The sequence below is a fragment of the Peribacillus simplex genome, from assembly GCF_001542915.1.
GTDB classification, from domain to species: Bacteria; Bacillota; Bacilli; order Bacillales; family DSM-1321; genus Peribacillus; species Peribacillus simplex_B.
In genome coordinates, this window is record NZ_LNNH01000012.1 from 302,548 (window position 1) to 328,017 (window position 25,470).

The following is a 25,470-nucleotide window of genomic DNA, read 5'->3' on the forward strand; positions in this document are numbered from 1 at the left end:
TAAGATTTTATTACCGAATCATAGATCGAGCTACTTACTTGAGAAAATGGTAAGCATCTCCTCCTTGTAGTGCTTTGCAAGGATTTTTTGTATATAAAAAGGGAGTGACCGCATGTTTAAATTAAAAGAACGGAATTCAAATATCAAGACGGAAGTGCTTGCGGGGCTTACAACCTTTTTAACGCTGGCTTATATCATCGTTGTAAACCCAATGATCCTTTCCGATGCCGGTGTTCCTTTCGACCAGGCTTTCACGGCAACCGTCATTGCCATAATAGTCGGGACCCTATGCATGGCCCTTTTAGCCAATTACCCGATCGTCATAGCGCCGGCAATGGGATTGAACGCCTATTTTGCCTATTCGGTTCTCGGGACCCATGATATCTCATACACTGTCGCCTTTTCGGCAGTTTTTGTTACCGGGATCATCTTCATCCTTTTATCGCTCACTTCATTCCGGTCGAAGTTGATCGAAGCCATCCCCAACAATTTAAAGCATGCAATCAGTGCCGGGATCGGCCTTTTCATCACGTTCATCGGGCTTCGTCTGTCAGGTGTCGTGACACAGCATGAATCGAACCTTGTAACGCTTGGAAGCTTCAGGGAGCCGAGTGTAGCGCTCACACTGATTGGTCTGGTCATCACGATCGTGCTGATCGTTCGTAATGTACAGGGAGCGATATTCATCGGCATGATCCTGACGGCCATCATCGCTTTCTTTACAGGTCAGTTGAAAATCGATGGTCTTGTGTCGACCCCTTCGCTGCCAGAAGGAATCATCGTCGCGAATCCCATCACGTCCATTGCGGATGTCATCAACTATGGACTTTACGGCGTCGTCTTCTCCATCCTGCTTGTCATGCTTTTCGATACGACGGGAGCCCTTTTGGGAATCGTGCGTCAGGCTGGTTTGCTCAAGGATAATAAGCTTGAGAAATCGGGCAGTGCTTTTTTTGCGGATTCAGTCGGCACGACCGTCGGCGCCATGTTCGGTACTAGCCCGACGGCAGCATCCGTCGAATCCTCCGCTGGGGTGGGAGCCGGCGGCAAGACAGGTTTAACCGCACTTGTAGTGGCGATCCTTTTCTTGATAACCGCTTTTTTCAGCCCACTGATAGGGGCTGTTTCAAATGTAGCGGCCATCACGGCACCAAGCTTGATCATCGTCGGAAGCATGATGATCAAAAGCATAAACGAAATTGATTGGACACACTTTGACGAATCCTTCCCAGCCTTTTTGGTGATTGTCGCCATGCCGTTAACGTCGAGCATCGCAAACGGGATAGCGCTTGGATTCATCGCCTACCCGATTTTGAAATTGGCCAGAGGGAAGTTTCGTGAAGTGCATCCTTTCGTGTACATCTTTGCCATCCTATTTCTTTATCAACTGATTTTCCTAGCTTGATCGTTTCCAGAGGGGCCCAAGGGGTCCCTTTTTTTTCAAAAAAAAAGAAGGATATCCAACTTGCCGTCGGATATCCTTCTCTTTCATTCATTGATTCATTTGATCGAGAAAATCTCCAAGAAGATCGTCGAGGTTCTCCTCTTCCGTCTCCGGTTCTTCCTCTTGCCGTTCCAATTCATTCAAGCCCCAGTCAAAGTCATCCAGTTCCTTCTTGGGCAAGTTTTCCTGGACTTCCATGATCGGATCGTCTTCCTCCGGTTCGGCCTGTAAATATGGTTCCTCATTCAATACATTGCCGTTTAAAGACGCAAGCAACGCCGTAGCGCGTAAAGGATCGGATAAAAGGTGATACATGATCGTTCCGAGCATAGCTTCCGAGTGGGAATGCTTGAGCCAATCACGCTGCGATTTGCTTAGCTTATTCGGCATCGGCAAGGCGATCATTTCCCGATCCTGATGGGTGGCTTGCCCGACTCCATCGAGAACATACTCGGCAATTTTACTGGAAAAATTCCTTCTTTCCGTTTCCTTCAATTTCTGCAGCAGCCTTAACGTATAATCTGATACATCCGAAGGGATACGAAAAGTGATGGCTTGTCCTCTCTTAATTTCAGAAGAAGCTGTTTTTTTCATTCTCCCACCTATTTAATGGAGCCTGTTCTTTGCTCTTTCCTCTTTGGATGGGCTTGATTTTGTTCCTTTTTTGCATTCCGGCGATTGAAGTCCGAAATCAATTTATAATAGGCGTTTGCCATCATCCAAACGCTTTCCCGCTCGTCTTCGAAAAAGTCGATATTGTAGCCATCGAAATTTTGGTTCAATGTTTTCAAGTAATCTTTCAGGACAATCGATCCCCCGCCAACAAAGTAGCAAATTTCCGTTTGGGAATTTTTTTGCCAGACGTTGCGCAGGTGGCGATATTGTTTCTTGGCAAGCTCACCTAAAATACGGTCGACGATATCATGCACGCTTGTCCGGCTTCCGCGGACCATGATATGATTGCGATCATTTTTCTTCGTGATGATTTCAACGACATCGCGCCTGCTGTCCAGCTCGACACCATGTTTTTTCCTGATTTCCTCACGGATCGACTCAAGCGCTTCAGCCACTCCCAAGTTGAAACCTTGTGCCTTATCGTCGTCTACTTTACGGTTTTTAATGACCGCGATATCCGTCGAAAGTCCGCCGATATCCTGAATCAGTATCCTTCTATCTATTAATTCACGGTTGATGATATTCAAGTCATTGTCCATGACCAAATTGATATAAGCAGCAAAGCCCTCTGGATAGACCTTCACTTCATCGAATTTGATATTGACCTTCAACCCTTGGTATTTAGGGGTAATCAGGAATTCCACCTGATGGACCGAACCTAGTAACTTCGAGCGGTACCCGACGTCTTTTCCTTCTTTAACCTCACGAAGGGGCAAGCCGGTTCCAAGTGTATAATTGGCTTCCACAACATTATTCACTTTTTTGAATGTATCATTGTTCCCTTGTTTGGCAGCGTCCAAAGCCAGGGCTGCAAAAAGCATGACCAATGTTTGATCTTCTTCCGATTTACTGCTTCCCATATCCAATTCGGTAGGGTTATCACTCTTTGTTGCCAGATTCCCGACGCGATAGATGGCATTATTATCTTGCAGGGCTGGTGAATGAACTCTGATATGAATCCCTTCGAGCGGGTTTTTTTCATCAAGTTCTTCAATCCCGATAACCGGGCGATCTTCTATGTCCTTTGCAATGACGTTTGGTATATATAGCTCTGACTCTAGCTTTCCAAAAATAGCTTTGATAGCATCATTACCTACGTCTACTGCTGCGATTCTAGAACTCATCTAAAAACATCCCCTTTTTCATAGAAAAAAATTTAAGTGAAGCATTCTTCTCAAGGATAGAAAAAATTGCCACGATAGTCAATCCTTCATTAGTTGTAGCTATATTTGTCGAAATGTTTTCAAATTGTTTACAATAGGAACAAATATGTACACACCTTATATATAGCCATGTGTACATGTTTGTAAACATGTTTACATATTAGTGTACAATCTATCTATTTTTGTTTACTTGTATACGTTTTTGTAAACACCCATATAATGTATTCCAGATCTCCCCCCTCCTTCAAAAAACAAGCGTATAAAAAGTGATTTTGGGTATGGTAATAAATGGACAATTCACTATTGGAGAGTAATGGAGGTAATTACATGACTGAGAAAAATACAGATCTTCCTCAATTCCCGGAACCTTATTGGCGTAATGCATTGGATTTTCCCTCATTTGCTAAGTTGGATTCGGATATCACCACCGATATCTTAATCGTGGGCGGCGGAATTACCGGAATCACTTCTGCTTACCTTCTAGCGAAACAGGGGGTAAAGGTCACACTCATTGATGCAGGCAAAATCCTGAATGGAACGACAGGACACACGACAGCGAAAATCACGGCCCAGCATGGCCTCATTTACGATCAATTGATCACGGACCATGGAGCAGAGAAGGCCAAGCTTTATTATGAAGCGAATGCTGAAGGAATGCAGCTAATCAAAGACCTGGTCGCCAAACATTCCATCGACTGTGACCTGACCGCACAGGATGCCTATGTTTACGCGAATACGGATGAATATAAAAACAAAATCCAAAAAGAACTGAAAGCCTATCAAAAGCTTGGCATCAGGGGTGACTACACCGATGAAATCCCGTTCTCCATCCCTTGTAGAGCTGCCGTGATCATGAAGGATCAAGCCCAGTTTCACCCGTTGAAATATTTAAAGGCGCTGATTTCCACAATCCAGGAGGCTGGCGGCACAATCCACGAATATACAACGGCAATGAAAATTGAAGACGGCGATCCACCGACCGTCTTGACTGATACGGGACATAGCATCAAAAGCAAGCAAGTAATCGTGGCTTCCCACTTCCCTTTCAATGATGAAACGGGCCTATATTTCGCCCGTGTGCATGTAAAAAGGTCGTATGTACTGGCAATCAGGACCGAGAAGGAGTATCCCGGCGGCATGTATTATTGTGCCGACAGCCCTTCACGCTCCCTCCGCTACACGGAAGGGGAAGATGGCGAGAAGCTGATCCTTGTCGGCGGCGATGGCCATAAAACGGGGCAGGGAGTCTCGACGATCGAGCATTATGAAGCTTTGAAAGACTTCAGCTCGAACTATTTCGATGTTACGGATATTCCTTATCGCTGGTCGGCACAGGATATCGTGACACCGGATAAGATTCCCTTCGTCGGTCCGGTGACCCCCAATCATCCAAACGTCCTGATTGCTACTGGTTATGCTAAATGGGGCATGACCAATGGATCGATCGCTGCAAAGATCATGACCGACCATATTTTACAAAAGGACAATCGGTATGCCGATTTGTATAACCCTTCCCGCTTAAAGGGTTTGATGAATATGGTCGAAGACAATGCCGATGTCGCGAAGCATATGATTAAGGGGAAATTGGCCGTCATCCAAAAAACTCCAGAGGATGTAGGCATCGATGAAGGAGCGATCGTGAAAGTCGACGGAGACAAGGCGGGATGTTACCGCGATCATGACGGCCAGCTTCATATCGTCGACTCCACGTGTACCCATATGGGCTGCGAGGTTGTCTGGAATAGCGGTGACCGTACATGGGACTGCCCTTGCCATGCCTCTCGGTTCTCCATCACAGGAGAGGTGCTGAATGGCCCAGCTGTCGAGCCTTTGAAGAAAATACAATAATGGTCCTCACCTAATGGTCGACTAGGCCCGCTGTTTTCCTTATACTGAAGTTACTGCATGAACGAATCGTTGCAAATACCTCAAAAAGGATGGGATCGAGCATGAACGGTAAAAACCGGAAAGATATTACACCAGGTACGTCTGTAGATATTGTACTGAAAGCTGATCAACGCAGCGGTAAACTGACAAACGGAACGGTAAAGGATATTTTGACCAACTCCAGCAGTCACCCACATGGAATAAAAGTAAGATTGACCGATGGCCAGGTTGGCAGGGTCCAAGTCATCCATAAGTAAACCGCACTCGGTCCAGGCCGAGTGTTTTTTTAATTTTTCAAGCAAACGGGAATGACAGCGATATTTCAATCATGTTTCCCGCCCATACTTCGTACAATAGGGTTATGTATCTCTTTAAAAAGGCTGGTGTCATAATGAATCAACAATCTTTTGCCCGCAATGATGAACATACATTGAAGGTTTCCGGCTCGGAAACGCTGCAAGCAGCTCCCGATCAAGCCACCATCACCCTTGGGGTCATGACGGAGAATGAGGACCCGCAGCAGGCACAGCAGGCCAATTCCCAAGCGATCGCGAATGTCATCGCCTCCCTTACATCCGCGGGCATTCCCGAAGAACATATGAAAACGAGTGAATACAGAATCGATCCGCAATATGATTATATCGATGGAAAGGAATTGTTCAAGAATTATAAAGTCCAGCATATCATCCAGGTCCAAACGACCGACATCGAAAAAATCGGAAGTTTACTTGACACAGCTGTCAAAAGCGGCGCCAATACGGTCACGAGCATTCGCTTTTCCTTATCAAATCCAGAAGCTTACTATAACCAAGCACTTTCGCTCGCATTAAATAATGCTTACGAAAAAGCGCTCTCCATGGCCCAAACGATAGGAATCTCATTGAATCCCATCCCCAATCAGGTTGAAGAGGTATCCGAAACGGCAGCTCCCATGCTTTACCAGTCGAGTTCCTTTGCAAAAATGGCTGCCACCCCGATCCAGCCTGGGGAATTGAACATCACTGCCTCCGTAAGGGTCGAATACACGTACTAAAACACCCCTTCTTCCATGCTAAACCCCCCCTTGGTTTGCCAAGGGGGGCACTTCACTTTAAAAGACTACCGTTTTATTTTCATGGACAAGGACACGATCCTCCAAATGCCATTTAACGGCACGGGCGAGCACCCTCCGTTCAGCCGAACGGCCGATTTTCTTCATATCCCCTGCCGAATCACGATGATCGACACGTTCGATATCCTGCTCGATGATCGGACCTTCATCCAAGTCATTCGTCACATAATGTGAGGTCGCCCCAATCAGCTTGACACCCCGGTCATATGCCCGTTCATAAGGCCGTGCCCCGATGAATGCAGGTAAAAAGGAATGATGGATATTGATGATTTTATTCGGATGGGCCGCTACGAAATCCGGCGTCAGGATCTGCATATACCTCGCTAACACAATCAGGTCGATATTGAATTCCTCGAGAAGGCCAAGCTGCTTCGTCTCCACTTCCTTACGAATATCCTTATTTGCAGGAATATAATAAAAAGGAATGCCCATCGATTCGACAATTTGTCTCGTATCTTCATGATTACTGATGACGAGCGCTATATCGGCCAACAAATCCCCGCTTTGCCATTCCCATAGCAATTCAAGCAGGCAATGCGGCTCCTTGGAAACGAAAATCGCCGTCCGCTTCAAATCACTCACATGCGTAAGCGTCCATTCCATCGAAAATGTTGCCGAAACCTCTTCAAAAGCCGATTCCATTTCCGCTGCCCTCTCCTTTAATCCTGGGCAATCGAATTCAATCCGCGTAAAAAAAGTACCACCCTCAGGATTCATCGAATACTGGCTTAACTCGACGATATTTGCATCATATTGTTTAAGGAACGCCGTAACTGTCGAAACGATCCCTGGCTGATCCGGACATTTAATAATCAAACGGCCCCTATCTTGATTTTTTTCGCGAAATTCCTCTAATTGCCCTTGCACAAAGTTGCTCACCATTTTCCCAACTGCCCTTCTACTATTTTGCTACATTATACTTCATGTCATGGGCAGAATTAAAGTCGGTCCAACAATACGAGCATAAATACAGCTTCTCATTACAATGTATTCTACATTTTTCATACAAACAGCAGCATGCCGTTCAGTTGAATATAGGAGGAAACTTGCATACAAATAGCTGATCAATTCTTCCTTTCAGCTTTTTCTCTCCTCTCCGAAATATATACCATATTTACTAAATGATATTGTTTCAAAATTGGAATTTATCATCTCTATATTGGAATTCAAAAAAGCAATATTCATGTTAATTTTAGTACAAGTTGAGGTTTTCATCGAAAAACTCAATCGGCCGAATAGTAGTATGAAATGAAAAAAGGAGAAGGAATAAATGAAATATTTATCAATAGTAGCAGTATTTTTATTTTCTTTTGGTTTTGCCACAGAAGGCTTTGCCGAGGAAAATGGTACAAATGTTAGCAAAGAGAGACTAACAAATACAGAGTTAGATTATCTTGTAAATGAAGTTGGTAATACTGAAGAAGAAGCCGAGGATTTACCTGTTGAAATTGCGAAACAATTAATTGAAGAGGAAGCTCAAGTTATTGATACTGGATCAGAAATCATGGATATATATCTGCCAGAATTCAACAAGCCTGGTCAAGTGCAAATTAGACCATTTGCAACTATCGCTGCTTCAACGTTAAAACTAGGCGGAACGGTATATAAAGTAACTAGTGATCGATCAAAAGAAGATAAATTTTATGTGTACGGTAACTTTCAATGGTTAAAGACACCTTCGTATACTTTAGTTGACAAGATGACTATTGGTTTCCCTTCAAGTTCAGGGCTCTATTTACCAACTAGCGGAGGAAAAGTAACACAACACCAACACAGATATTCCCAAGATCAACAAGGAAATGGGCGATGGATTGATTATGCCATCAAATATTCTCCAAGTAATTGGGAACCAAGTGCTGGTGTGGCTGGTTCGTATGATTTAAAAGCTTCTACTAGTAAAACTAAGCATAAAGGGTATATCGGACAATACGTATATGTTCCAACATCTAAAAATGGTAAAATAAACATAAAAATAGAGTATGGGCATAGAAGAGTTGGTGGTACACCTACTGTGTCCGTTTATCCAGCCGGTTTATCCATTACACCCACTAGTATAACAGATACAAGGCCATATGGATTAACTCTGTCTTATTGATTGGTTGTTAGAAAGGGAGGGGCCATGAGGCAAACCATTATTTATTTCATATCCATTCTATTCGTATCTGTATTGTTATTTTATATCTTTATCTTTGTTGCGCCTTTAGATGAACAATTTATTATCTCCTTTTTAATTATCATTTCACTGCAGCTTTCTTTAATATTAGCTATTGTATTAAAAAGAAGATAACACAGGGGTTTTTCAGGGTAAACGTTTAAACAAATCAAACACATTCCTCGGTTTTAACCCATCTAAGATCAATCCCTGAACAAAGTTTAACTCCTAAAGAATTTAGTACTGGAATGACTTCAAATTGACTAAAAATCTAGAAAACGCTTAAATCACCTAGTTAATGCAATGATTGAGGAGGCATAACATGAATGAAACAATTGTGAATTGGTTTGATGTAGGATATCAAATTACTATATTCATATTATTGGTTGCTTTAATTTCTTTCATTATCCATTTGGTAAAAAGAAAAAAGCGTAATAAAAAATCTAACTATTAATATCCAGTTTGGAGATGTAGAGGCGGAACTTCCGTAACTCACAGTGGAAGAAGATCTAAAAAAGAGGCTGTAAATGAGGCTAAATCAGCATTTACAGCCTCTCTCTATTTATTCTCTTCCGGTTTTACTACCCTTTTGAGACAGCAAGAAGTTTAAATATAAATAGCTAACGACGTGTCTTTATGCTGTTATATTATTTATTTTTTTTCACCTAAACATGCCGCTAAAGATAAAAATATATATGGGAAAGCCAATAAAATTAAATCCGGAAATCCATAACCATGAAACACTAAGTTATAATCTGGATGTTCATCCATATAATAACCATTTCCCGCCATATAGAATCCCACAAACAAATAAGTAATGAAAGATATTGTTAAAGTACTTATAGTTAGAGAGTTTAATTTTATAGTACTTATGATGATCGCAAAGTAAACTAAATATAAAATCGCTAAAATAACTAACAGTAAAAAATATAAACTGGCTCATAAATCGCTTTTCTTTTGATTTTTTTGCAGCAACCAAATAATCAGTAAGAAAAATAACGCCCAAGTAATTCTAAAAAATATATTTAGCATAAGGTTATACTGGTTGAAAAAATCATCTTGAATAATGAAAGTCGATAAGAAGCCTATTATAAATATTATTATGTACCGCAGCAGCATATATTTACCTCATCTTTATGTAAAAGGTATCGTAATCGTACACCTACAATGTCGCGCAACTGGCCTACAAAACATCCATACTTTCCTTCATTTCTGTTTCTCCTTACCTCTTACCTTTTTAAACACAAAAACTAATAAATATATAAATAACAAAAGTCCTCCAAAATTCAACACTTGCCAAATAATATCTCCCACCAGTAGACCTCCCTTTTTTTTATAAAAAATCTAAAAAATTTAACTAATGGCAAGAACACGGTACAATAACCAGTATGCTCCAAAGCAAGGCGGAAGTAGGCAATAGCACTCCAAAACTTGAGCCAACCAGCTTTTTAGTCGTGGCAACATTATTCGAACCAACGCCGCTATTGAACAACCAATCAAAGTCCTGCTGATCAACAATTATATAGAAGGTTGGTTTTGAAATTGTCCTTTTTTCATTTAAATGAGATACAATTTAGATTACATATCTTTCAGACTTACATTTTTAATGTTTGTAGCTATCATAAAGATGATACTGACTAAAACATAATAAATACCTAGAATGCCGAAGTTATCACTAAATAATAATGAGAATTCTCCACCCTGTAGAAGATACCTTATAATAAATGAACTAACTAGATATAAAACAGGAAGTAATACGAATAATACGATATAAGTAAGTTTTAATTTGTTTGTCAATGTAACACTCCTTTTTTACATATGTGTATTACTTTATTTACCAACACAAGTCACACCATACCATGATAAGAATGCAGTAAGACCTACAACGTTTCCTCCAATACCAATCTTAATAAGTAATTTTGCAGCCTCTTTATATGCTTTTTTCTCTAAATAAGGCCAACATCCTCGGCAAAGATCATTGTAAGGGATCAACTAAGATGCACCCATATCATCTTCTTTAAAATTAATTATATTAATAAGTAAACTTTTACGCGTTCCAACATTGGAATAATAGGTTAAAGGGGCCATGAGGCAAACCATTATTAATTTTTATTAATTTTTACGCCAAAGCGAAAGAGGTAAAAAGCCGATCTCCTTTACGTTAAGGAATTGACTTTTTACTTCTTCTTAGTGAACAAACGCACCGGTTAGCCATCCATGAAGCGCAAAAATCAGCGCTTCACCCACAGAGAATGAAAAACTGTTAATATGGATTTTAAATTTGCTAATATGTGTTTATAAGATTGATTAAGTGAACTTACTCGAAGGTCATAGATAGGGTACGACCGAGATACCTGTAAAATTCTATTACAAGCATTAGCTGACATTGATGAACCCTTGAAGATACTGTTTTTTTGCCGATTTATCCAACAATGGAGCATATGTCCACTAAAGCAAGGATTAATGCCCAAAAACATATCCGCTAAGGTCTATGATAAGTTATTACATGTATCTGTACCTATATAATCAGAATAAAACTATATTGAATTTAATGATTTTAAATCTACTTTTTTCATAAAGTCGTCTTTAAAAATCGTAATTGTATATCCATTTAAGTTATAGCCCTTTAAATTTTTAATTTTATAAACATACCTTTTGTTATTAGTTGAGTAGATACGTAGGTTTTGAGAACTGTCTTCTTTAACGTCCAAAAATAATAACCAATCTTTATAAACAATTGTTATCTCTGCAGAAGGATATTCCTTCTCTTTATTTGAAACTAATTTCCCCTCTGAAAACTTTAAAAACAATTCGTCATTAATATTATAAATCTCGGAACCATCTATATTATTTTTTATCAACTCAATCTTATTTCTTTCTGTTAAATTTGATTCATACAAGTCATACTTTTGTTTTTCTTCATTATAAGAAGTAAAAAATAATTTTTTCTTTATAACACTAACATCCATAAGTTTACCAACATCAATAGCTAAATCATCCAATTGATTACTCTTTTCATTATACTTTGATATAACTCTTTTTTTCTCAGTTTTATCATCATTATAATAAATTCTACAAAAATACATATTATCTTTATCATCAATTGTTAGTGGAAACAACGCTTCGTTTTCGGGTAATTTTAATAATGTCCTAACTCCCTTTTCAGTATAACGAATAATCGAGAAATTATTTGTTATACTGTTTCCACTCGTCAAAACATCGCTATATTCTTTAAAATTATATTGAAACTCATTTTCAGTATCTTTCCAATATCTAATAAACTTATAAGTATCTTGATTATATACTTTCAGTTTTTGATCCCAATAATCCAAAACATATAGTTCTTCTATATTTTTTTCGCCTCTATATTTTTTCATTTCAAAAGAACCCTTAAATTTAATAAAACTAAACAATAAAATAATTACTATGGTTAAAGATAATACAACGTATATTTTTTTATGCTCCTGCTGAAATCTCATAAGACTTTTTATCTCCTGATAATTTCACTTTAGTAGTATTAGTTACTGAAATAGTCCCAGTTCTATAGTCTCCTTTAGGTGAAATAATTACATTGGATCTATATGAGATTCCTTAGCTCCACTGCTATTTTCCCAGTACTTAGTTTTCGTTGAAGTAGTAGTCCATGCTGAACCTCCACCAGTATTAACTCCACTGCCGGATATTCCTAATGATATATTCGCTGAATTTCTCATTGATGCAGAAGCTTTCCAAGTTGTTCTAATAGATTCCACCTTTTTAGATCCTGAATAAACTGCAGAAACTTGATAATCCCATTGCAAAGTGTTTCCAGAAGTTTGTCCAATTTGTGATCGCCAAACGTTAGACGTTAATTTCCCTTGATTACCAGGTATATTATATCCTTTGTCTTGTGAAGCTCTAGGCATCGGGATCGCGCGAAGTGGTGACATTTCTTCTAGTGTCGCTGGAGTTCCCCCCTCAAGATAATCAAAAGGATCAACCTCCGAAGTATGATACGGATCATAAGTGAAATCTTCTTCCTCTGCAAATACAGCATCTATCTTCAACGATAAAAATAATAAAGATGATAACAATAACAACAATATTCTATTCATTTCTTTTCCTCCTAAAATTTCACTTTTAATTTTTACTGATAATCCCTTGGGTTCCAAATACGTTCTGTAAGTCCTGACGAAAGAGTAGCTGTTCTAGCCCTCAGAATAACTACTAGGAGTAATACCAGCCAAGATCTCACCACCCGTAATAAGAAGATATTCCCTACAATGATTTATCTTAATTTTCCATTTAATAAATCCCCTACCTTTTCTTTTTTTTACTAACATAGTTATTATTGTTAATAAACTCTTTAATTGGATTATTAAGGGTATAAATAGTAATGATCAAGGTTCTATGCTGGGGATTATGAAATTGCAATCTTTTTTTCTAATTCTTTTATAATAGTATTCCTTTCTGACAAGCTTTCTTGCGCCAATGTATTGAACGGGCTAAGAATAATGCAGGTTAAAATAATAATACCTATAATTTTGAACTTCATAATAATCCTCCTATTTAATTATAAAATCTTACGTTTCCAGCCAGACACATCCTCGACTCATGTAATGGTTCATATGTGCTAATGTCACCTTCTTTGGAATTAATTATATATATAAGTAAACTTTTACGCGTTCCAACATTGGAACACTAGGTTTCATTTTTAAACAATCAAAGAGCATGAAATGAATTAAAGTCACTAGTTTTCCCTTTAGTAACACTTCTAAAATCATAGGCCTTCCTCTTAGGTAGCCCCCCTTCCTTTAACTCATATGACACCACAAAGTATTTGAATATTCAGTTTATATTTTTGATAAAATAAGGTTATCCACTACTTCGGAAGGGTATAGACCTTTCGATTAGTTTTTTTGAAGGGAGAAATGAGATTATCATGAAATCATCCGTTACATTCATTCTATCCATACTGGTTATTCTCGGGCTTTTGTCCGGCTGTGCCGAAAAGGATCAGCTAGAGGATGGGAGTAAGCTGATTGATAAGGACCAGTTTGTTTTCGCTGCCTCAGGTGAATTCAAGCCATTCAGTTATGTCAATGATGACATGACCGTAACAGGTTTCGATATCGAAGTGGGCGATGCCATTGCCAAGGAACTTAACCTTAAGCCAGTCCCTAAGCGGATTAAATTCAAAGGGATCGTCGAGGGTGTTAAAACCGGCCGGGCGGATGCCGCGGTTGCCAGCCATACGATCAATGAAGAACGAAGTAAACATGTTGCCTTCTCGACCCCCTATTATTACTCGGGGCCCCAAATCTTCGTCAGGTCCGATAGCGATATTAAAACGGTTGATGATTTAAAGGGAAAGGAAGTTGCGGCTTCGAAAGGCTCTACATATGCAACCACTGCAGAAAAATATACAAATCATGTAAAAACGTATGACAGTGATATCACCGCGCTTAAAGCGTTGAGCGAAGGACGTCATGATGCCGTCATCACCGACTTCGTCACCGGCAAGGAAGCAGCCAAGGAAGGTTTCGATGTCAAGGGCCGGCAATTGATCGAACGCAGCGAGCAGGCGGTCGTCCTGCCAAGCGACAATCCCCAGCTGCTTAAACGCATCAACGAGGCGCTAGAGAACCTCCGGGAAGACGGAACGCTTGCGAAAATCAGCAAAAAGTACTTTGGTGAGGACATCACTACTAAGCCTGAATAAAGAATGATAGAAAGGGAGTCATTACATTGCCAAGTTTTTCACATTTTTTCGATACATTATTTAGCTCGTCGGACGTGTTCATCCGTGCCATGCTCCTCACATTGGAACTGACGGTAGTCTCCATTATTGTAGGGATCGTCATCGGTTTGCTTTTTGCACTTTTAAAAATTTCCAATATAAAGGTCCTTGCCTGGATTTCTGATGCTTATGTATTCCTCGTACGGGGTACACCGCTGATCGTCCAAATCTTCATCCTCTACTTCGGTATCAGCAATCTCTTCTTATTGCCGGACTTCTGGGCGGCGTCTCTTGCCCTCGCCTTCCATAACGGAGCTTATATCTCCGAAATATTGCGAGGTACGATTCAATCGATCGATAAAGGCCAAATGGAAGCCGGACGTTCCCTTGGAATGAGCAATTCACTCGCATTGAGGAGAATCATCCTGCCACAGGCCTTCCGCCGCGCATTGCCGCCGCTAGGCAACCAATTCATCATCGGACTGAAGGATTCTTCTCTAGCAGCCTTCATCTCCATGAATGAGCTGTTTAACGTAGCCACCACTCTAGGCTCGAATAACTTCGATGAGATGACGTATTTATTGATTGTAGCGGTCTACTACTTGATTCTTGTGGCATTCCTGACCATTGTCGTCAATTTATTCGAAAAGAAACTGTCCATCAGTGATCGATAGGAGGAATTGAAATGGAACAAAAAGAAATGATTCGCATCAGGAATTTAAATAAATCGTACGGCGACCTGCATGTTCTTAAAGATATTGATATGAAGGTATTGGATAGCGATGTGGTATGTCTGATCGGGCCAAGTGGTTCCGGTAAAAGCACCCTGCTTCGCTGCTTGAATTACTTGGAGAAGAAAGACAGCGGGCAAATCCTCATTGAGGGGACCGAGGTCAAGCCAGGCACCCATGATATCAATGAAATCCGCGCGAAGGTAGGAATGGTCTTCCAGCATTTTCATCTCTTCCCGCATATGACGGTCCTTGAAAACGTCATTGAAGCACCCACTCATGTTAAAAAGGTGCCTAAGGCCCAGGCGATTGAAGAAGCAAAGGCATTGCTTGCCAAAGTCGGCTTATCAGATAAAGCCGATGTTTATCCCAGCAAACTCTCAGGCGGGCAGAAACAACGTGTTGCCATCGCCCGTGCCCTTGCCATGAAGCCTGATATCCTGCTTTTTGATGAGCCTACCTCCGCCCTCGATCCCGAGCTGGTCGGCGAGGTTCTAACTACGATGAAGGAGCTTGCCCTGGAAGGCATGACGATGGTGGTCGTAACGCATGAAATGAGCTTTGCCCGTGATGTTGGCGACTGGATCGTTTTCATGCATGATGGCCGGGTTGTCGAAAGCGGCCCGCCAAAAGATTTCTTCACGAACCCAAAAGAAGAGCGGACAAAGGAATTCCTGCAAACGACAGTCTTTTGATTTGGCAGGGAGAATTCGTCCTTCATTGCCGATTTTCCGGCCTGAAGCCAGGACATCATTATAAGCAATACAGGCGTAAGTTCCTGTATTGCTTATTTTATTTGCCAGGTAAAGATCATACTCGACCCATAAAATGAACGATTCAAGGATATTTTCTTTTTGGAGGCAAAAACGATATACTTGATGAATGGTTTAAGAATGCGCCTCTAAACCTTGTTCCCGGCTCGAACATGGAAAAATATCTGTATTTATGGTATATATACAGGTAAAAGTAAAAGAAGTATATAAATGAAAGAGGTCGAATTCAGTTGGAAAATAACGCTTCGAATTTTATTAAAACGATCATAAAAGATGATCTGGAGACCGGAAAACATGATCATATCATCACACGCTTCCCTCCTGAGCCAAATGGATATTTGCATATCGGGCACGCCAAATCAATCATTTTGAATTTTGGGGTGGCCGATGATTTCAACGGCAAAACGAACCTGCGCTTCGATGATACGAATCCGCTGAAGGAAGATATCGAGTATGTCAATTCCATCAAGGAAGACGTAAAATGGCTTGGTTACGATTGGGATAATCTTTTCTTCGCTTCCGACTATTTCGATGAAATGTTCAAACGAGCTGTGCTGCTCATCAATAAAGGACTGGCATACGTGGACGACCTTAATGCCGATCAAATCCGGGAATATCGCGGATCGCTGACAGAGCCTGGAAAAGACAGCCCTTACCGCAATCGTACGGTTGAGGAAAACCTTGAACTATTCGAAAAGATGCGCAACGGTGAGTTCGAAAACGGTGAAAAGGTGCTGCGTGCCAAAATCGATATGAGCTCGCCGAACATCAATTTGCGCGATCCGGTTATCTACCGCATTTCCCATACCGAGCACCATAATACCGGCAATAAGTGGTGCATCTATCCGATGTATGCCTTTGCCCACCCAATAGAAGATGCGATCGAAGGAGTCACCCACTCGATTTGTACTCTTGAGTTCGAGGATCAACGTCCGCTTTATGACTGGATCGTCGAACATTGTGAAATGGAAAGTAAACCGCAGCAATATGAATTTGGCCGCCTTAATCTGACCAATACCGTAATGAGCAAGCGAAAACTGAAACAATTGGTCGACGAACGCTTCGTGGACGGCTGGGACGATCCCCGGATGCCAACCATCTCAGGCTTGCGCAGGCGCGGGTATACTCCTGAAGCCATTCGTGCATTCTGCCAAGAGATTGGCGTCGCGAAAACAAGCGGTGTCGTGGACTCCCAAATGCTCGATCATTTCGTAAGGGAGGATTTAAAGCTGAAGGCCCCACGGACGATGGCTGTGTTGAACCCGCTTAAGGTGGTCATCACCAATTATCCGGAAGGCGAGGTTGAATGGCTGGATGCTGAAGTCAATCCGGAAGTTCCGGAAATGGGCATGCGCAAAATCCCATTCTCTCGTGAAATCTATATCGAACAAGACGATTTCATGGAAAATCCGCCAAAAAAATATTTCCGTCTTTTCCCGGGCAATGAAGTCCGTTTAAAGCACGCTTATTTCATTAAATGTGAAGAAGTGATAAAAGACGACAACGGCAACGTCATTGAGCTTCGCTGCACGTATGACGTGGAAACGAAAAGCGGATCAGGCTTCACTGGACGCAAGGTAAAAGGGACATTGCACTGGGTCGAGGCTTCACAAGCGATTTCAGCGGAATTCCGCAATTACCAACCGTTGATCTTGGATTCCGCAGCGGAAGATGAAGAAGAAAAATCATTCTTGGAGCGGGTTAATCCGGATTCGATTGAAATTTTACAAGGATTCGTCGAACCCAATATGAAAGACGTACAGCCTCAGGATAAATTCCAATTCTTCAGGCATGGCTATTATAATGTCGATACCAAGCTTACGAAAGCCGATCGCTTGGTGTTCAACCAAATCGTCGGATTGAAAAGTTCATTCAAGCTGTAATCAAAAAAGAGAACCAGGCCCCCGTGGGCACTGGTTCTTTGCTTATTTTCAAGCGTATAGTTTGACCCCTTGCTTGGAAAGGGCCTGCTTTAACGTGCTATAGGTCGATACCTGGCTGAAATCGAGGCCGAGCTGAATCGACGTCTGGGCTACCTCCGGACGTATTCCGGAAATGGTCGATTGTATGCCCAATAATTTAAGGGTGCTTATCAATTCAAAGACTTGTTGGGCAACCATCGTATCCAAGAGTGTGACCCCCGATAAATCGATGAACAGATGAGAAATATTTTTGCTGATGCATTTGCTTGGAGTCGTATCCATGATTTCCTTTGCCCGATGGGTATCGATTTCCCCTATCAAAGGCAACACCGCCATGGCGTCAACGATCGGAATGACCGGTGAACCTAATTCCGTGATCAAATCCTGTTGAGCCAGCAACCGTTTTTGGGTCAATAGATAATACTGCTCAGTGAACTCACGGTTCAATTGATCGAATGCTTGGTTAATTAGCCGGCTCCAGCGAATGATCGTATCCTTCGGAATTTTATTATCATCCTTAAGCATATGGTCAGTGATGAAGTCCCAGTATGTTTCCCTCACTTTATTAAGCGCTTCCAATACCTCGTATATCGGTGTGTCAGATTCAACCCTGCTTTTAGCGACCATAGTCGCCCAATGCTCCATATTTTCAATAAAAGAACTTTTATCTTCTAGTAATGCACTGGTCACGGTCTTGATCGTCAACGTATTTTGTTTCCTCAGGAGCTCCTCCACTTCCGCATCGGTATCCACGGAATAGATCGAACCAACCTGCTTTTCCCTTAAAGCCAGCCATTTATCCGTAATCGTTGATGAATGATCAAGGATATACCGATATAAAATCCCGTCTACTTTTTCCATTTTCGTTCCCCTATCTCAAAAAAGTTATTTCATCTTAAAAAGCAACAATATATCCCCATATCCCTCTTTTTCCATATCCATCCTTGGAATGAAGCGAAGGGCGGCGGAGTTCATGCAATATCTTGTGCCTTTGGGGCCTGGTCCGTCAGGAAATACGTGGCCCAGATGGGAATCGGCTTCCCTGCTGCGCACCTCCGTGCGGGTCATTCTGTGGCTTACATCTACTTTCTCATGGACACTTGCCGACATGATGGGCTTCGTGAAACTCGGCCAGCCGCATCCGCTATCATACTTATCCTTTGAACAGAATAGAGGCTCACCAGAAACGACATCCACATATATGCCTTCTTCAAAGTGATCCCAATAGGCATTATCAAAAGGTGGCTCGGTACCATTTTCCTGGGTGATATGATACTGGGTCTCGGTCAACCTATCTCTAAGATGGGCGTTATCCTTAGGCCAATTTTCTTTTATGAAGGATTCCCGACCTGAGCCTTTGCGATATAATGCATACCGAAATTGATTTTTCCGATGGAATTGTTGGTGATACTCTTCAGCTGCATAAAATGTTCCCGATGGTAAAATGTCCGTGACAATCGGCTTTTTAAACCGTTCGCTCATCATCAATTCTTCCTTTGATCGCTCGGCTTCCCGTTTCTGGCGTTCATCACGATAGAAAATGGCTGCCTTATATGGCTGTCCCCTATCGGTGAATTGGCCGCCGTCATCTGTAGGATCGATTTGGCGCCAAAATATCTCCACTAATTCCTTATATGAAATGATCGATGGATCGAATATCACCTGAACCGCTTCAACATGATCAGTCGATCCGGCTATCACTTGTTTATAACTCGGGTTGGGAGCAATACCTCCCGTATAGCCTGATGTCACTTCAATAATTCCATCTGTTTCATCAAAGGGAGCGACCATGCACCAAAAACAACCTCCTGCAAAAATGGCCGTTTCATTCTCATTCATTTTCCACCATCATTCCCTTCATGACAAGATGTATTATATGCCGGTATGCCGATACCCTTCCATTTCAATAAAATTCTTGTAACAAAATATGAAAGAGGCACTTAGAAGTATATCCAAGTGCCTCTCAAGATAAATCCGCTTTCAATTCAAAGATGTGGTACTTAAATGATCACACTGACGATGATCGCTGATAGGATGCTGACAAGTGTCGCACCATATAGCAGCTTCAGCCCGAAACGAGCAACAACATTCCCTTGCTTCTCATGCAGGCCTTTGACTGCACCTGCAATGATCCCGATGGAAGAGAAATTCGCAAAGGAAACCAAGAAAACGGAAACGATTCCAATCGTACGGTCACTCAATGTTTTTGCGGCATCCCCTAAGCTCAGCATCGCAACGAATTCATTCGTCACTAGCTTTGTCGCCATGATTCCGCCAGCCGTCACGGTTTCCGAAATCGGAACACCCATGATGAACGCAAATGGTGCAAAGATATAGCCCAAGATGTCCTGGAAGCTGATGCCGATGATCATATCGAATAAGCTGTTGATCCCTGCAATCAATGCCACGAACCCGATTAGCATGGCTGCAACCGTCATGGCGACTTTAAAGCCATCCATGATATATTCGCCAAGCATTTCAAAGAATGACTGCTTTTCTGCCCCTTCTTCAACGACGAGGATATCATCATCATCCGTAACGGTATAAGGGTTGATGATCGATGCAATGATGAATCCGCCAAACATATTGATGACAATTGCCGTCACGACATACTTTGGCTCGATCATTGTCATGTATGCTCCGACGATCGACATCGATACGGTTGACATCGCTGATGCACAAAGTGTATACATCCGTGCTGGCGGAATGGCACCAAGTTGTTTTTTCAAGGTTATGAAAACCTCGGATTGTCCGACAATTGCGGATGCGACCGCATTGTAAGATTCTAATTTACCCATTCCATTTATCTTGCTTAACAGTAAACCGATCCATTTCATGATGAATGGAAGGATTTTAAAGTGCTGTAAGATCCCGATCAATGCCGAGATGAATACGATGGGAAGAAGAACATTTAAAAAGAACGGTGCTGCTCCTTCATTTGCAATGCCGCCAAATACGAAGCTAATCCCTTCATTTGCCCATTCCAGGAGTTTTCCAAAGCCATCGGCAATCGAGTTGATAATCACTAACCCGAACTTCGTATTCAATAAAAGATAAGTCAAAATTAGCTGAATGATCACCATGAAGATAATCGGTTTAATTTTAACCTTCTTCCGGTCACTACTCACTAATAAGGCTAGTCCAAAAACAATAAGCAGTCCTAAAATAGCAATCAGAAATTTCATATTCTGCCTCCACTAAGGTGAATTTAATGTTCGTGCATTAATAGTAGGGTACCCTCAAAAAATTTATGCAAACGTTTTCTCTTTCATCCAAAATAGTTGTACGTACCTCTTTAGAACTATATATTAAACTAATTTATTTTGAAGTGCAATCATTATTTCTCATTCAAAAATGGCAATTAGTTACATGTGTGATTTTCTCAAAACAAAAAGAAAGGTCCCTTCTCGAGGAGCCTCCCTGTTTATGAACTTCTTTACCATTTTCAGGCTGCCGTCTTTCTCGTCATTATCGCCGTCGCAATTCCAGCTCCCCCGATCAGAAGGATGATGATGGATGTTGCCAAGCCGCCTGCCCCTTGATAAAAATCGATGTATTCACGAGCTAGAGAATTCCCGCGCTGGAAGCCTCCGCCGCCTGGCATCTCTTCTTTTGTTCCGCTGCCATCAGCCCACCCTTGTGGAGGCGTCCCCAAATTGCCGCTTGCATCATTTGGTGCGGTTTCGTCAGCCTCACCTGCGGATTCACTGCTCTTGGACGAATCTCCAGATGCCCCCGTGCCGCGATCCGCAGGCTGCCCCGCCATCGCTTGGCCATTCATGGGCACATTGTCGCTACTGTCGACAAACATCATGATCCCCATTACCGCTTGAACGATTAAAAGAAAAAATGCCACGATCGAAATTAAAAAACGCATTTTACCAAGTTTATTCACCATTGATGATTCTCCTTTGCCAAAAGAAATGGATTACTGATAGACATTATCTAAAAAGACCCTTAATTTTTCCTTAAGCAACACGGAATGGGTTAGATATTTCAGCCGTCTTACATTTTCTTTTGGTTTCTCGGAAAAATGATTTCAAAACGAGTGCGTACATTCTGTTCACTCGTAACCTTGATGTTCCCTTGATGTGCTTGTACAATCCATTTGGCAATGGATAGCCCTAAACCGGAGCCCTCATTTGCTGAACGAGATTGCTCCACTTGATAAAACCGGTTAAAAATCAAGGGGAGTTCTTCCTGTGGCATTCCTATTCCATTATCTTCAACGGCAAGGATGATCGACGCTGCATTCTTGATGCAGGAAAGCGAAATCTCCCCGCCTTTCTCCGTGAACTTCATCGCATTATCGACCAGAATCACCAAGAGCTGATGCATCCTTTCTTTGTCCCCATGAAACACCACCTGTTCAGGAGCATGGCTGATGATGGTTTTTTCTTGAAAAGAAGCTATATCAGTATACTGTTCCACGATATCCATAAGTAAGTCGTCGAGAAAAAAATTCGCTTTATTCACCTGCACCTGATTCGAATCGGTCCTGGTCAAGGTCAAAAGTCCGTTAACAAGCTTATTCAGGCGGCGGACTTCCTTTGAAATGATCGATATATCGACGGCTTTTTCCTCGATTGTCGCGTTCGGTGATTGGAATAACAAATCAGCCCTTGATTGTATGACGGCAAGCGGTGTGCGGATTTCATGCGAAGCATCCGAAACAAACTGCTGCTGTTGATCCCATGAGCGTTTTACCGGAATAAGGGCCCGTCCTGCCAATAGATAACCGGCCCCAACTGCCACCAAGCTGCCAATGCCCCCGCCAACAAACAATATGAGCAGCAGGCGATCGAGCATATCTTTTTCGGAATCGACATTCCTGATGAATTGTACGATCAACTCCCCATAATCCGTATCGACCTTGGTGGAAAGGGCGCGATACGTGTAGCCATTCGCCGGGATTTCTTCGATCTCGTCAAATTTTTCAGGGTGGAATTTCGATTCATTGACCTTGAAGTAATCGTCCACGCTAAGTCTAGGCTCGATGATCGTATCTTCAGGTCCCCATACGATGACGCTCGGACCCGGTCCCAAGAGAAACTCGCCTTGCGGCCGGCCTCCGGGCATGCCCCCATTGATGAAGCCCCTGTAATCCTTTTTCAGCGAATCATTGACATCCCTATAGATTTGATTTTCCGTATAAAAATAAATCGTTCGGCTTAATATGGCTATCAAGACAATAAAGACGATAGAATTCAATAATGTTAGTTGAAGTCTTGTTTTTTGGAACATAATGATCCCCTTATGGTTGTTTGAGCATATAACCAATGCCCCTGACGGTTTGAATGTCCTTATGGTAATTGTAAGGTTCCAGCTTTTTCCTGAGATGATGGATGAACACTTCGACTATCGCAATCGTCGTATCCGAGTCGAATCCCCAAATACGGTCAAAAATTTGCTCACGGGTCAATATTTTCCCCTTGTTTTGAATGAGGTACTCTAATAGTTCGTACTGCTTCACGGTCATCTTGATGACCTTCCCATCGACCGAAATATCCTTTTCTTTTTCCAGCAATTCGATTCCACGGTACTTCACATGCTGCGAAAGCGTTATGATGCCGCTTCGGCGAAGGAGGGCACGAATCCTTGCCTTAAGCTCCGGTGCCTGGAACGGTTTGACTAAATAGTCATCACCGCCCATCTCAAGCCCTCTGACACGATCCTCAAGACCATCCTTTGCCGTCAAAAACAAAACGCTTGTATCGATTTTTGCTTCCCTGATGTTTCGGACGATTTCGAAGCCATCCATTCCCGGAAGCATCACATCCAATAAAATGATATCGTAAATGCCTTGCAGGGCCATGAACAGCCCATCCTCCCCGTTAGTCTCCGTATCGACTTCATATTCATCCGCCAAAATTTGCCGGATCGATTCCAATAATGAAGCATTATCTTCCACCACCAAAATCTTCATGAAGAGTCCCCCCTGACCGTTTCTCTTGCTATTTATGTTGATTTTATCCTTTTTCATATACAAAAGAAAGCGGGCATATTCCTAGCCGCTTTCTTTATAATTTGTATGTTCACTCGTGCCGCAGTGCCTGGATTGGATTCAATTTCGATGCCTTATTGGCAGGGAATACGCCAAAGACAATCCCGATCAATATCGAGAATAAGAAGGCAAACACTGTCACCGACCATGAATAACTAATCGTTAATGTTGAAAAATCTGAAATCGACCTTGCGATTCCGAATCCAATTGCCACTCCCAACAATCCCCCTAGGCAGCTCAAGACGACCGCTTCAATTAAAAATTGCAGAAGGATCGATTTCCGGTTTGCCCCGATTGCCTTTCGGATCCCGATTTCCTTCGTCCTTTCCGAGACGGATACCAGCATGATATTCATGATGCCTATCCCGCCCACAAGCAGCGATATACTGGCAATGCCGCCAAGCATGAGCGTGAACGTATCGGATACGGAGCTCATTGTTTCCATCAAATCCTCTTGATTGGATACGGAATAATTATCACTTTGGCCAGGAAATGAAGCGGTCATCACACCTTGCACTTGATACATGACCCGTTCCACGATGTTCTCGTTCTTGGCTTTTACATAAACGGTCCCGATCGTCGTGCTGCCCGTCGCCCGTTCGGCAGTGGTGATCGGTGCAATGATTACATCATCGCCGCTCGAGCCCATGGAGGTTCCTACTGATTTCAGCACACCGATCACTCGATAGGAAACACCGCCGATAAGAACGTTTTGATCCACCGCGTTTTGATCTTCAAAAAGCGTGCTTGCTGTATCAGACCCTAGGATAACGACCTTGGAGCGTAATTCCGTTTCCAGGTCCGTCAAAAATCGCCCTTGACTAAGCTCAAGGTCCCGAACCGATAAATAAGCTGAAGTGGCACCTGTCATGGAGACCTGGGCCGAATTTTCACCGTTTTTTGCATAAACGCGGCCAGTGACCACAGGCGCCACACCGGCTATCCCGTCTAGTTCCTTAAACTGATCAATCGTGTCCTCCGTCGGCTCCACTGAATCCGTATCCGTGACACTTACCGTCAATAAATTCGTTCCCAGGCTATTTATCTCATCTTGAACGGACTGTGAGGACCCTTGCCCAATCGAAACCAGGACAATGACGGAGGCAACGCCGATAATGATGCCAAGCATGGTTAAAAAAGCACGGACCTTATTGGTTTTGATAGAGCGTATGGCCATCTTCATCGATTCGCTCAAGTTCAATCCAATCACCTCCGCTTTCAAAAAGCTGTCCATCCTGAATCCGAACGACACGAGTTGCTTCCTTTGCCACTTCCATGTCATGGGTGATAAGGATGATGGTTTGCCCCTTTTCGTTTAAATCTTTTAGCATCTGCAGCACTTCTTTACTTGTTTTGCTATCAAGTGCCCCCGTCGGTTCATCCGCCAATAAAACGGGAGGGTTGCCCGCCAATGCCCTTGCGATTGCCACCCTTTGCTGCTGTCCGCCGGAAAGTTGATTCGGCAAATGGTTCATCCGGTCACCCAGGCCTACCCTATCCAGACAGGCAACGGCGGCCTCTTTTCTTTCCTTCACGCTCACTCCTCTATAGACAAGGGGAAGCTCGACATTTTCCAGCGCTGTCAACTTCGCCAACAGATTGAAATTTTGAAAGATGAACCCTATTTTAATATTGCGAATTGCCGCTAGCTCATTATCCTTCATTTTTTCAACTTCTTTTCCGTCAAGAAGATATTCACCTGTGTCAGGCTTATCGAGGCACCCTATCATATTCATGAACGTCGATTTCCCTGATCCGGATGGACCGATGATGGAAATGAAATCGCCTTTATCGATGGTAAGACATACATCCTGAAGCGCCTTAACGGTTTCACCGCCCAGTTCATATGATTTGGACATATTTTGGATTTTGATGATGGGTTTCACCAT

General features: G+C 42.3%; 24 protein-coding genes. 10 read left to right on the forward strand and 14 right to left on the reverse strand.

The features are described from left to right. The first annotated feature begins 112 nt into the window (after window positions 1-112). Window positions 113-1,405, forward strand: a complete 1,293-nt coding sequence (locus tag AS888_RS06585; RefSeq protein ID WP_061141368.1) for an NCS2 family permease — start codon at window positions 113-115, stop codon at window positions 1,403-1,405. An 87-nt stretch (window positions 1,406-1,492) separates the two neighbouring features. On the opposite strand, the gene AS888_RS06590 is transcribed toward AS888_RS06585, so the two are convergent. Beyond that, on the reverse strand, window positions 1,493-2,038 hold the full coding sequence (locus AS888_RS06590; RefSeq protein ID WP_061141369.1) for a hypothetical protein: 546 nt from the start codon (window positions 2,036-2,038) through the stop codon (window positions 1,493-1,495). Between the two features lie 8 nt (window positions 2,039-2,046). Beyond that, window positions 2,047-3,243, reverse strand: a complete 1,197-nt coding sequence (locus AS888_RS06595; protein WP_061141370.1) for a ParM/StbA family protein — start codon at window positions 3,241-3,243, stop codon at window positions 2,047-2,049. 366 nt (window positions 3,244-3,609) lie between these two features. Between AS888_RS06595 and AS888_RS06600 the strand changes: the two genes are divergently transcribed. The 3 genes from AS888_RS06600 (at window position 3,610) to AS888_RS06610 (ending at window position 6,202) form a co-directional block, all read left to right on the forward strand. Continuing rightward, the gene (locus AS888_RS06600; protein WP_061141371.1) at window positions 3,610-5,130 is read left to right on the forward strand and encodes an FAD-dependent oxidoreductase; all 1,521 of its coding nucleotides are present in this window, start codon (window positions 3,610-3,612) and stop codon (window positions 5,128-5,130) included. 101 nt (window positions 5,131-5,231) lie between these two features. Next, on the forward strand, window positions 5,232-5,426 hold the full coding sequence (locus AS888_RS06605; protein ID WP_061141372.1) for a YwbE family protein: 195 nt from the start codon (window positions 5,232-5,234) through the stop codon (window positions 5,424-5,426). A 134-nt stretch (window positions 5,427-5,560) separates the two neighbouring features. Then, window positions 5,561-6,202, forward strand: a complete 642-nt coding sequence (locus AS888_RS06610; protein WP_061141373.1) for an SIMPL domain-containing protein — start codon at window positions 5,561-5,563, stop codon at window positions 6,200-6,202. Window positions 6,203-6,259: 57 nt separating this feature from the next. Here the strand turns inward: AS888_RS06610 and purU are convergent, their stop codons facing one another. Then, on the reverse strand, window positions 6,260-7,159 hold the full coding sequence (purU, locus tag AS888_RS06615; protein ID WP_061141815.1) for a formyltetrahydrofolate deformylase: 900 nt from the start codon (window positions 7,157-7,159) through the stop codon (window positions 6,260-6,262). 391 nt (window positions 7,160-7,550) lie between these two features. Here purU and AS888_RS06620 point away from each other — a divergent pair, with 391 nt between their 5' ends. Next, the gene (locus tag AS888_RS06620; RefSeq protein WP_061141374.1) at window positions 7,551-8,375 is read left to right on the forward strand and encodes a hypothetical protein; all 825 of its coding nucleotides are present in this window, start codon (window positions 7,551-7,553) and stop codon (window positions 8,373-8,375) included. Window positions 8,376-8,754: 379 nt separating this feature from the next. Beyond that, complete coding sequence (locus AS888_RS26720; protein ID WP_260320138.1) at window positions 8,755-8,886, forward strand: hypothetical protein; 132 nt, start codon at window positions 8,755-8,757, stop codon at window positions 8,884-8,886. Between the two features lie 2,083 nt (window positions 8,887-10,969). Here AS888_RS26720 and AS888_RS06635 read toward each other — a convergent pair. The 3 genes from AS888_RS06635 to AS888_RS26725 all read right to left on the reverse strand — a co-directional run bounded on the left by AS888_RS06635 (window position 10,970) and on the right by AS888_RS26725 (window position 12,966). Continuing rightward, on the reverse strand, window positions 10,970-11,911 hold the full coding sequence (locus AS888_RS06635) for a hypothetical protein (RefSeq protein WP_061141377.1): 942 nt from the start codon (window positions 11,909-11,911) through the stop codon (window positions 10,970-10,972). Window positions 11,912-11,998: 87 nt separating this feature from the next. Beyond that, window positions 11,999-12,526: a hypothetical protein gene (locus tag AS888_RS06640; RefSeq protein ID WP_061141378.1), complete on the reverse strand. Its 528-nt coding sequence runs from the start codon at window positions 12,524-12,526 to the stop codon at window positions 11,999-12,001. A gap of 305 nt (window positions 12,527-12,831) precedes the next feature. Beyond that, window positions 12,832-12,966 (reverse strand): hypothetical protein, encoded by a 135-nt coding sequence (locus tag AS888_RS26725; RefSeq protein WP_260320139.1) that lies wholly within the window; start codon window positions 12,964-12,966, stop codon window positions 12,832-12,834. A 387-nt stretch (window positions 12,967-13,353) separates the two neighbouring features. Between AS888_RS26725 and AS888_RS06645 the strand changes: the two genes are divergently transcribed. From AS888_RS06645 to AS888_RS06660, 4 genes are all read left to right on the forward strand, one after another. Continuing rightward, window positions 13,354-14,133: a transporter substrate-binding domain-containing protein gene (locus AS888_RS06645; protein ID WP_061141379.1), complete on the forward strand. Its 780-nt coding sequence runs from the start codon at window positions 13,354-13,356 to the stop codon at window positions 14,131-14,133. Window positions 14,134-14,159: 26 nt separating this feature from the next. Then, window positions 14,160-14,825: an amino acid ABC transporter permease gene (locus AS888_RS06650; RefSeq protein ID WP_061141380.1), complete on the forward strand. Its 666-nt coding sequence runs from the start codon at window positions 14,160-14,162 to the stop codon at window positions 14,823-14,825. Window positions 14,826-14,836: 11 nt separating this feature from the next. Beyond that, window positions 14,837-15,577 (forward strand): amino acid ABC transporter ATP-binding protein, encoded by a 741-nt coding sequence (locus tag AS888_RS06655; RefSeq protein WP_061141381.1) that lies wholly within the window; start codon window positions 14,837-14,839, stop codon window positions 15,575-15,577. 308 nt (window positions 15,578-15,885) lie between these two features. Then, window positions 15,886-17,538 carry a glutamine--tRNA ligase/YqeY domain fusion protein gene (locus AS888_RS06660; protein ID WP_061141382.1) on the forward strand — a complete coding sequence of 551 codons (1,653 nt, stop codon included), beginning with the start codon at window positions 15,886-15,888 and terminating at the stop codon, window positions 17,536-17,538. Between the two features lie 48 nt (window positions 17,539-17,586). On the opposite strand, the gene AS888_RS06665 is transcribed toward AS888_RS06660, so the two are convergent. From AS888_RS06665 to AS888_RS06700, 8 genes are all read right to left on the reverse strand, one after another. Further along, the gene (locus tag AS888_RS06665) at window positions 17,587-18,438 is read right to left on the reverse strand and encodes an STAS domain-containing protein (RefSeq protein WP_061141383.1); all 852 of its coding nucleotides are present in this window, start codon (window positions 18,436-18,438) and stop codon (window positions 17,587-17,589) included. A gap of 24 nt (window positions 18,439-18,462) precedes the next feature. Beyond that, a complete protein-coding gene (gene msrB / locus AS888_RS06670) occupies window positions 18,463-19,416 on the reverse strand; it encodes a peptide-methionine (R)-S-oxide reductase MsrB (RefSeq protein WP_061141384.1) in 954 nt (317 codons plus the stop codon). 161 nt (window positions 19,417-19,577) lie between these two features. Beyond that, window positions 19,578-20,762, reverse strand: a complete 1,185-nt coding sequence (locus AS888_RS06675) for a NupC/NupG family nucleoside CNT transporter (protein WP_061141385.1) — start codon at window positions 20,760-20,762, stop codon at window positions 19,578-19,580. 260 nt (window positions 20,763-21,022) lie between these two features. Further along, window positions 21,023-21,475, reverse strand: a complete 453-nt coding sequence (locus AS888_RS06680; protein WP_061141386.1) for a hypothetical protein — start codon at window positions 21,473-21,475, stop codon at window positions 21,023-21,025. A 107-nt stretch (window positions 21,476-21,582) separates the two neighbouring features. Then, on the reverse strand, window positions 21,583-22,821 hold the full coding sequence (locus AS888_RS06685) for a sensor histidine kinase (protein ID WP_061141387.1): 1,239 nt from the start codon (window positions 22,819-22,821) through the stop codon (window positions 21,583-21,585). 10 nt (window positions 22,822-22,831) lie between these two features. Further along, the gene (locus AS888_RS06690; protein WP_061141388.1) at window positions 22,832-23,503 is read right to left on the reverse strand and encodes a response regulator transcription factor; all 672 of its coding nucleotides are present in this window, start codon (window positions 23,501-23,503) and stop codon (window positions 22,832-22,834) included. A gap of 109 nt (window positions 23,504-23,612) precedes the next feature. Further along, complete coding sequence (locus tag AS888_RS06695; protein ID WP_260320140.1) at window positions 23,613-24,815, reverse strand: ABC transporter permease; 1,203 nt, start codon at window positions 24,813-24,815, stop codon at window positions 23,613-23,615. Next, a complete protein-coding gene (locus AS888_RS06700) occupies window positions 24,730-25,470 on the reverse strand; it encodes an ABC transporter ATP-binding protein (RefSeq protein WP_061141390.1) in 741 nt (246 codons plus the stop codon). Before AS888_RS06700 ends, AS888_RS06695 begins: the two co-directional genes overlap by 86 nt.

Bases quoted from the DNA above. Each gene is read 5' to 3' on its own strand.
- AS888_RS06680 (WP_061141386.1), bottom strand. From the start codon at position 21,475: ATGGTGAATAAACTTGGTAAAATGCGTTTTTTAATTTCGATCGTGGCA.
- AS888_RS06690 (WP_061141388.1), bottom strand. From the start codon at position 23,503: ATGAAGATTTTGGTGGTGGAAGATAATGCTTCATTATTGGAATCGATC.
- AS888_RS06590 (WP_061141369.1), bottom strand. From the start codon at position 2,038: ATGAAAAAAACAGCTTCTTCTGAAATTAAGAGAGGACAAGCCATCACT.
- AS888_RS06605 (WP_061141372.1), top strand. From the start codon at position 5,232: ATGAACGGTAAAAACCGGAAAGATATTACACCAGGTACGTCTGTAGAT.
- AS888_RS06655 (WP_061141381.1), top strand. From the start codon at position 14,837: ATGGAACAAAAAGAAATGATTCGCATCAGGAATTTAAATAAATCGTAC.
- AS888_RS06600 (WP_061141371.1), top strand. From the start codon at position 3,610: ATGACTGAGAAAAATACAGATCTTCCTCAATTCCCGGAACCTTATTGG.
- AS888_RS06695 (WP_260320140.1), bottom strand. From the start codon at position 24,815: ATGGACAGCTTTTTGAAAGCGGAGGTGATTGGATTGAACTTGAGCGAA.
- AS888_RS26725 (WP_260320139.1), bottom strand. From the start codon at position 12,966: ATGAAGTTCAAAATTATAGGTATTATTATTTTAACCTGCATTATTCTT.
- AS888_RS26720 (WP_260320138.1), top strand. From the start codon at position 8,755: ATGAATGAAACAATTGTGAATTGGTTTGATGTAGGATATCAAATTACT.
- AS888_RS06620 (WP_061141374.1), top strand. From the start codon at position 7,551: ATGAAATATTTATCAATAGTAGCAGTATTTTTATTTTCTTTTGGTTTT.
- AS888_RS06640 (WP_061141378.1), bottom strand. From the start codon at position 12,526: ATGAATAGAATATTGTTGTTATTGTTATCATCTTTATTATTTTTATCG.
- AS888_RS06675 (WP_061141385.1), bottom strand. From the start codon at position 20,762: ATGAAATTTCTGATTGCTATTTTAGGACTGCTTATTGTTTTTGGACTA.
- AS888_RS06685 (WP_061141387.1), bottom strand. From the start codon at position 22,821: ATGTTCCAAAAAACAAGACTTCAACTAACATTATTGAATTCTATCGTC.
- AS888_RS06585 (WP_061141368.1), top strand. From the start codon at position 113: ATGTTTAAATTAAAAGAACGGAATTCAAATATCAAGACGGAAGTGCTT.
- AS888_RS06665 (WP_061141383.1), bottom strand. From the start codon at position 18,438: ATGGAAAAAGTAGACGGGATTTTATATCGGTATATCCTTGATCATTCA.
- AS888_RS06610 (WP_061141373.1), top strand. From the start codon at position 5,561: ATGAATCAACAATCTTTTGCCCGCAATGATGAACATACATTGAAGGTT.
- msrB (WP_061141384.1), bottom strand. From the start codon at position 19,416: ATGAATGAGAATGAAACGGCCATTTTTGCAGGAGGTTGTTTTTGGTGC.
- AS888_RS06700 (WP_061141390.1), bottom strand. From the start codon at position 25,470: ATGGTGAAACCCATCATCAAAATCCAAAATATGTCCAAATCATATGAA.
- AS888_RS06645 (WP_061141379.1), top strand. From the start codon at position 13,354: ATGAAATCATCCGTTACATTCATTCTATCCATACTGGTTATTCTCGGG.
- AS888_RS06635 (WP_061141377.1), bottom strand. From the start codon at position 11,911: ATGAGATTTCAGCAGGAGCATAAAAAAATATACGTTGTATTATCTTTA.
- AS888_RS06595 (WP_061141370.1), bottom strand. From the start codon at position 3,243: ATGAGTTCTAGAATCGCAGCAGTAGACGTAGGTAATGATGCTATCAAA.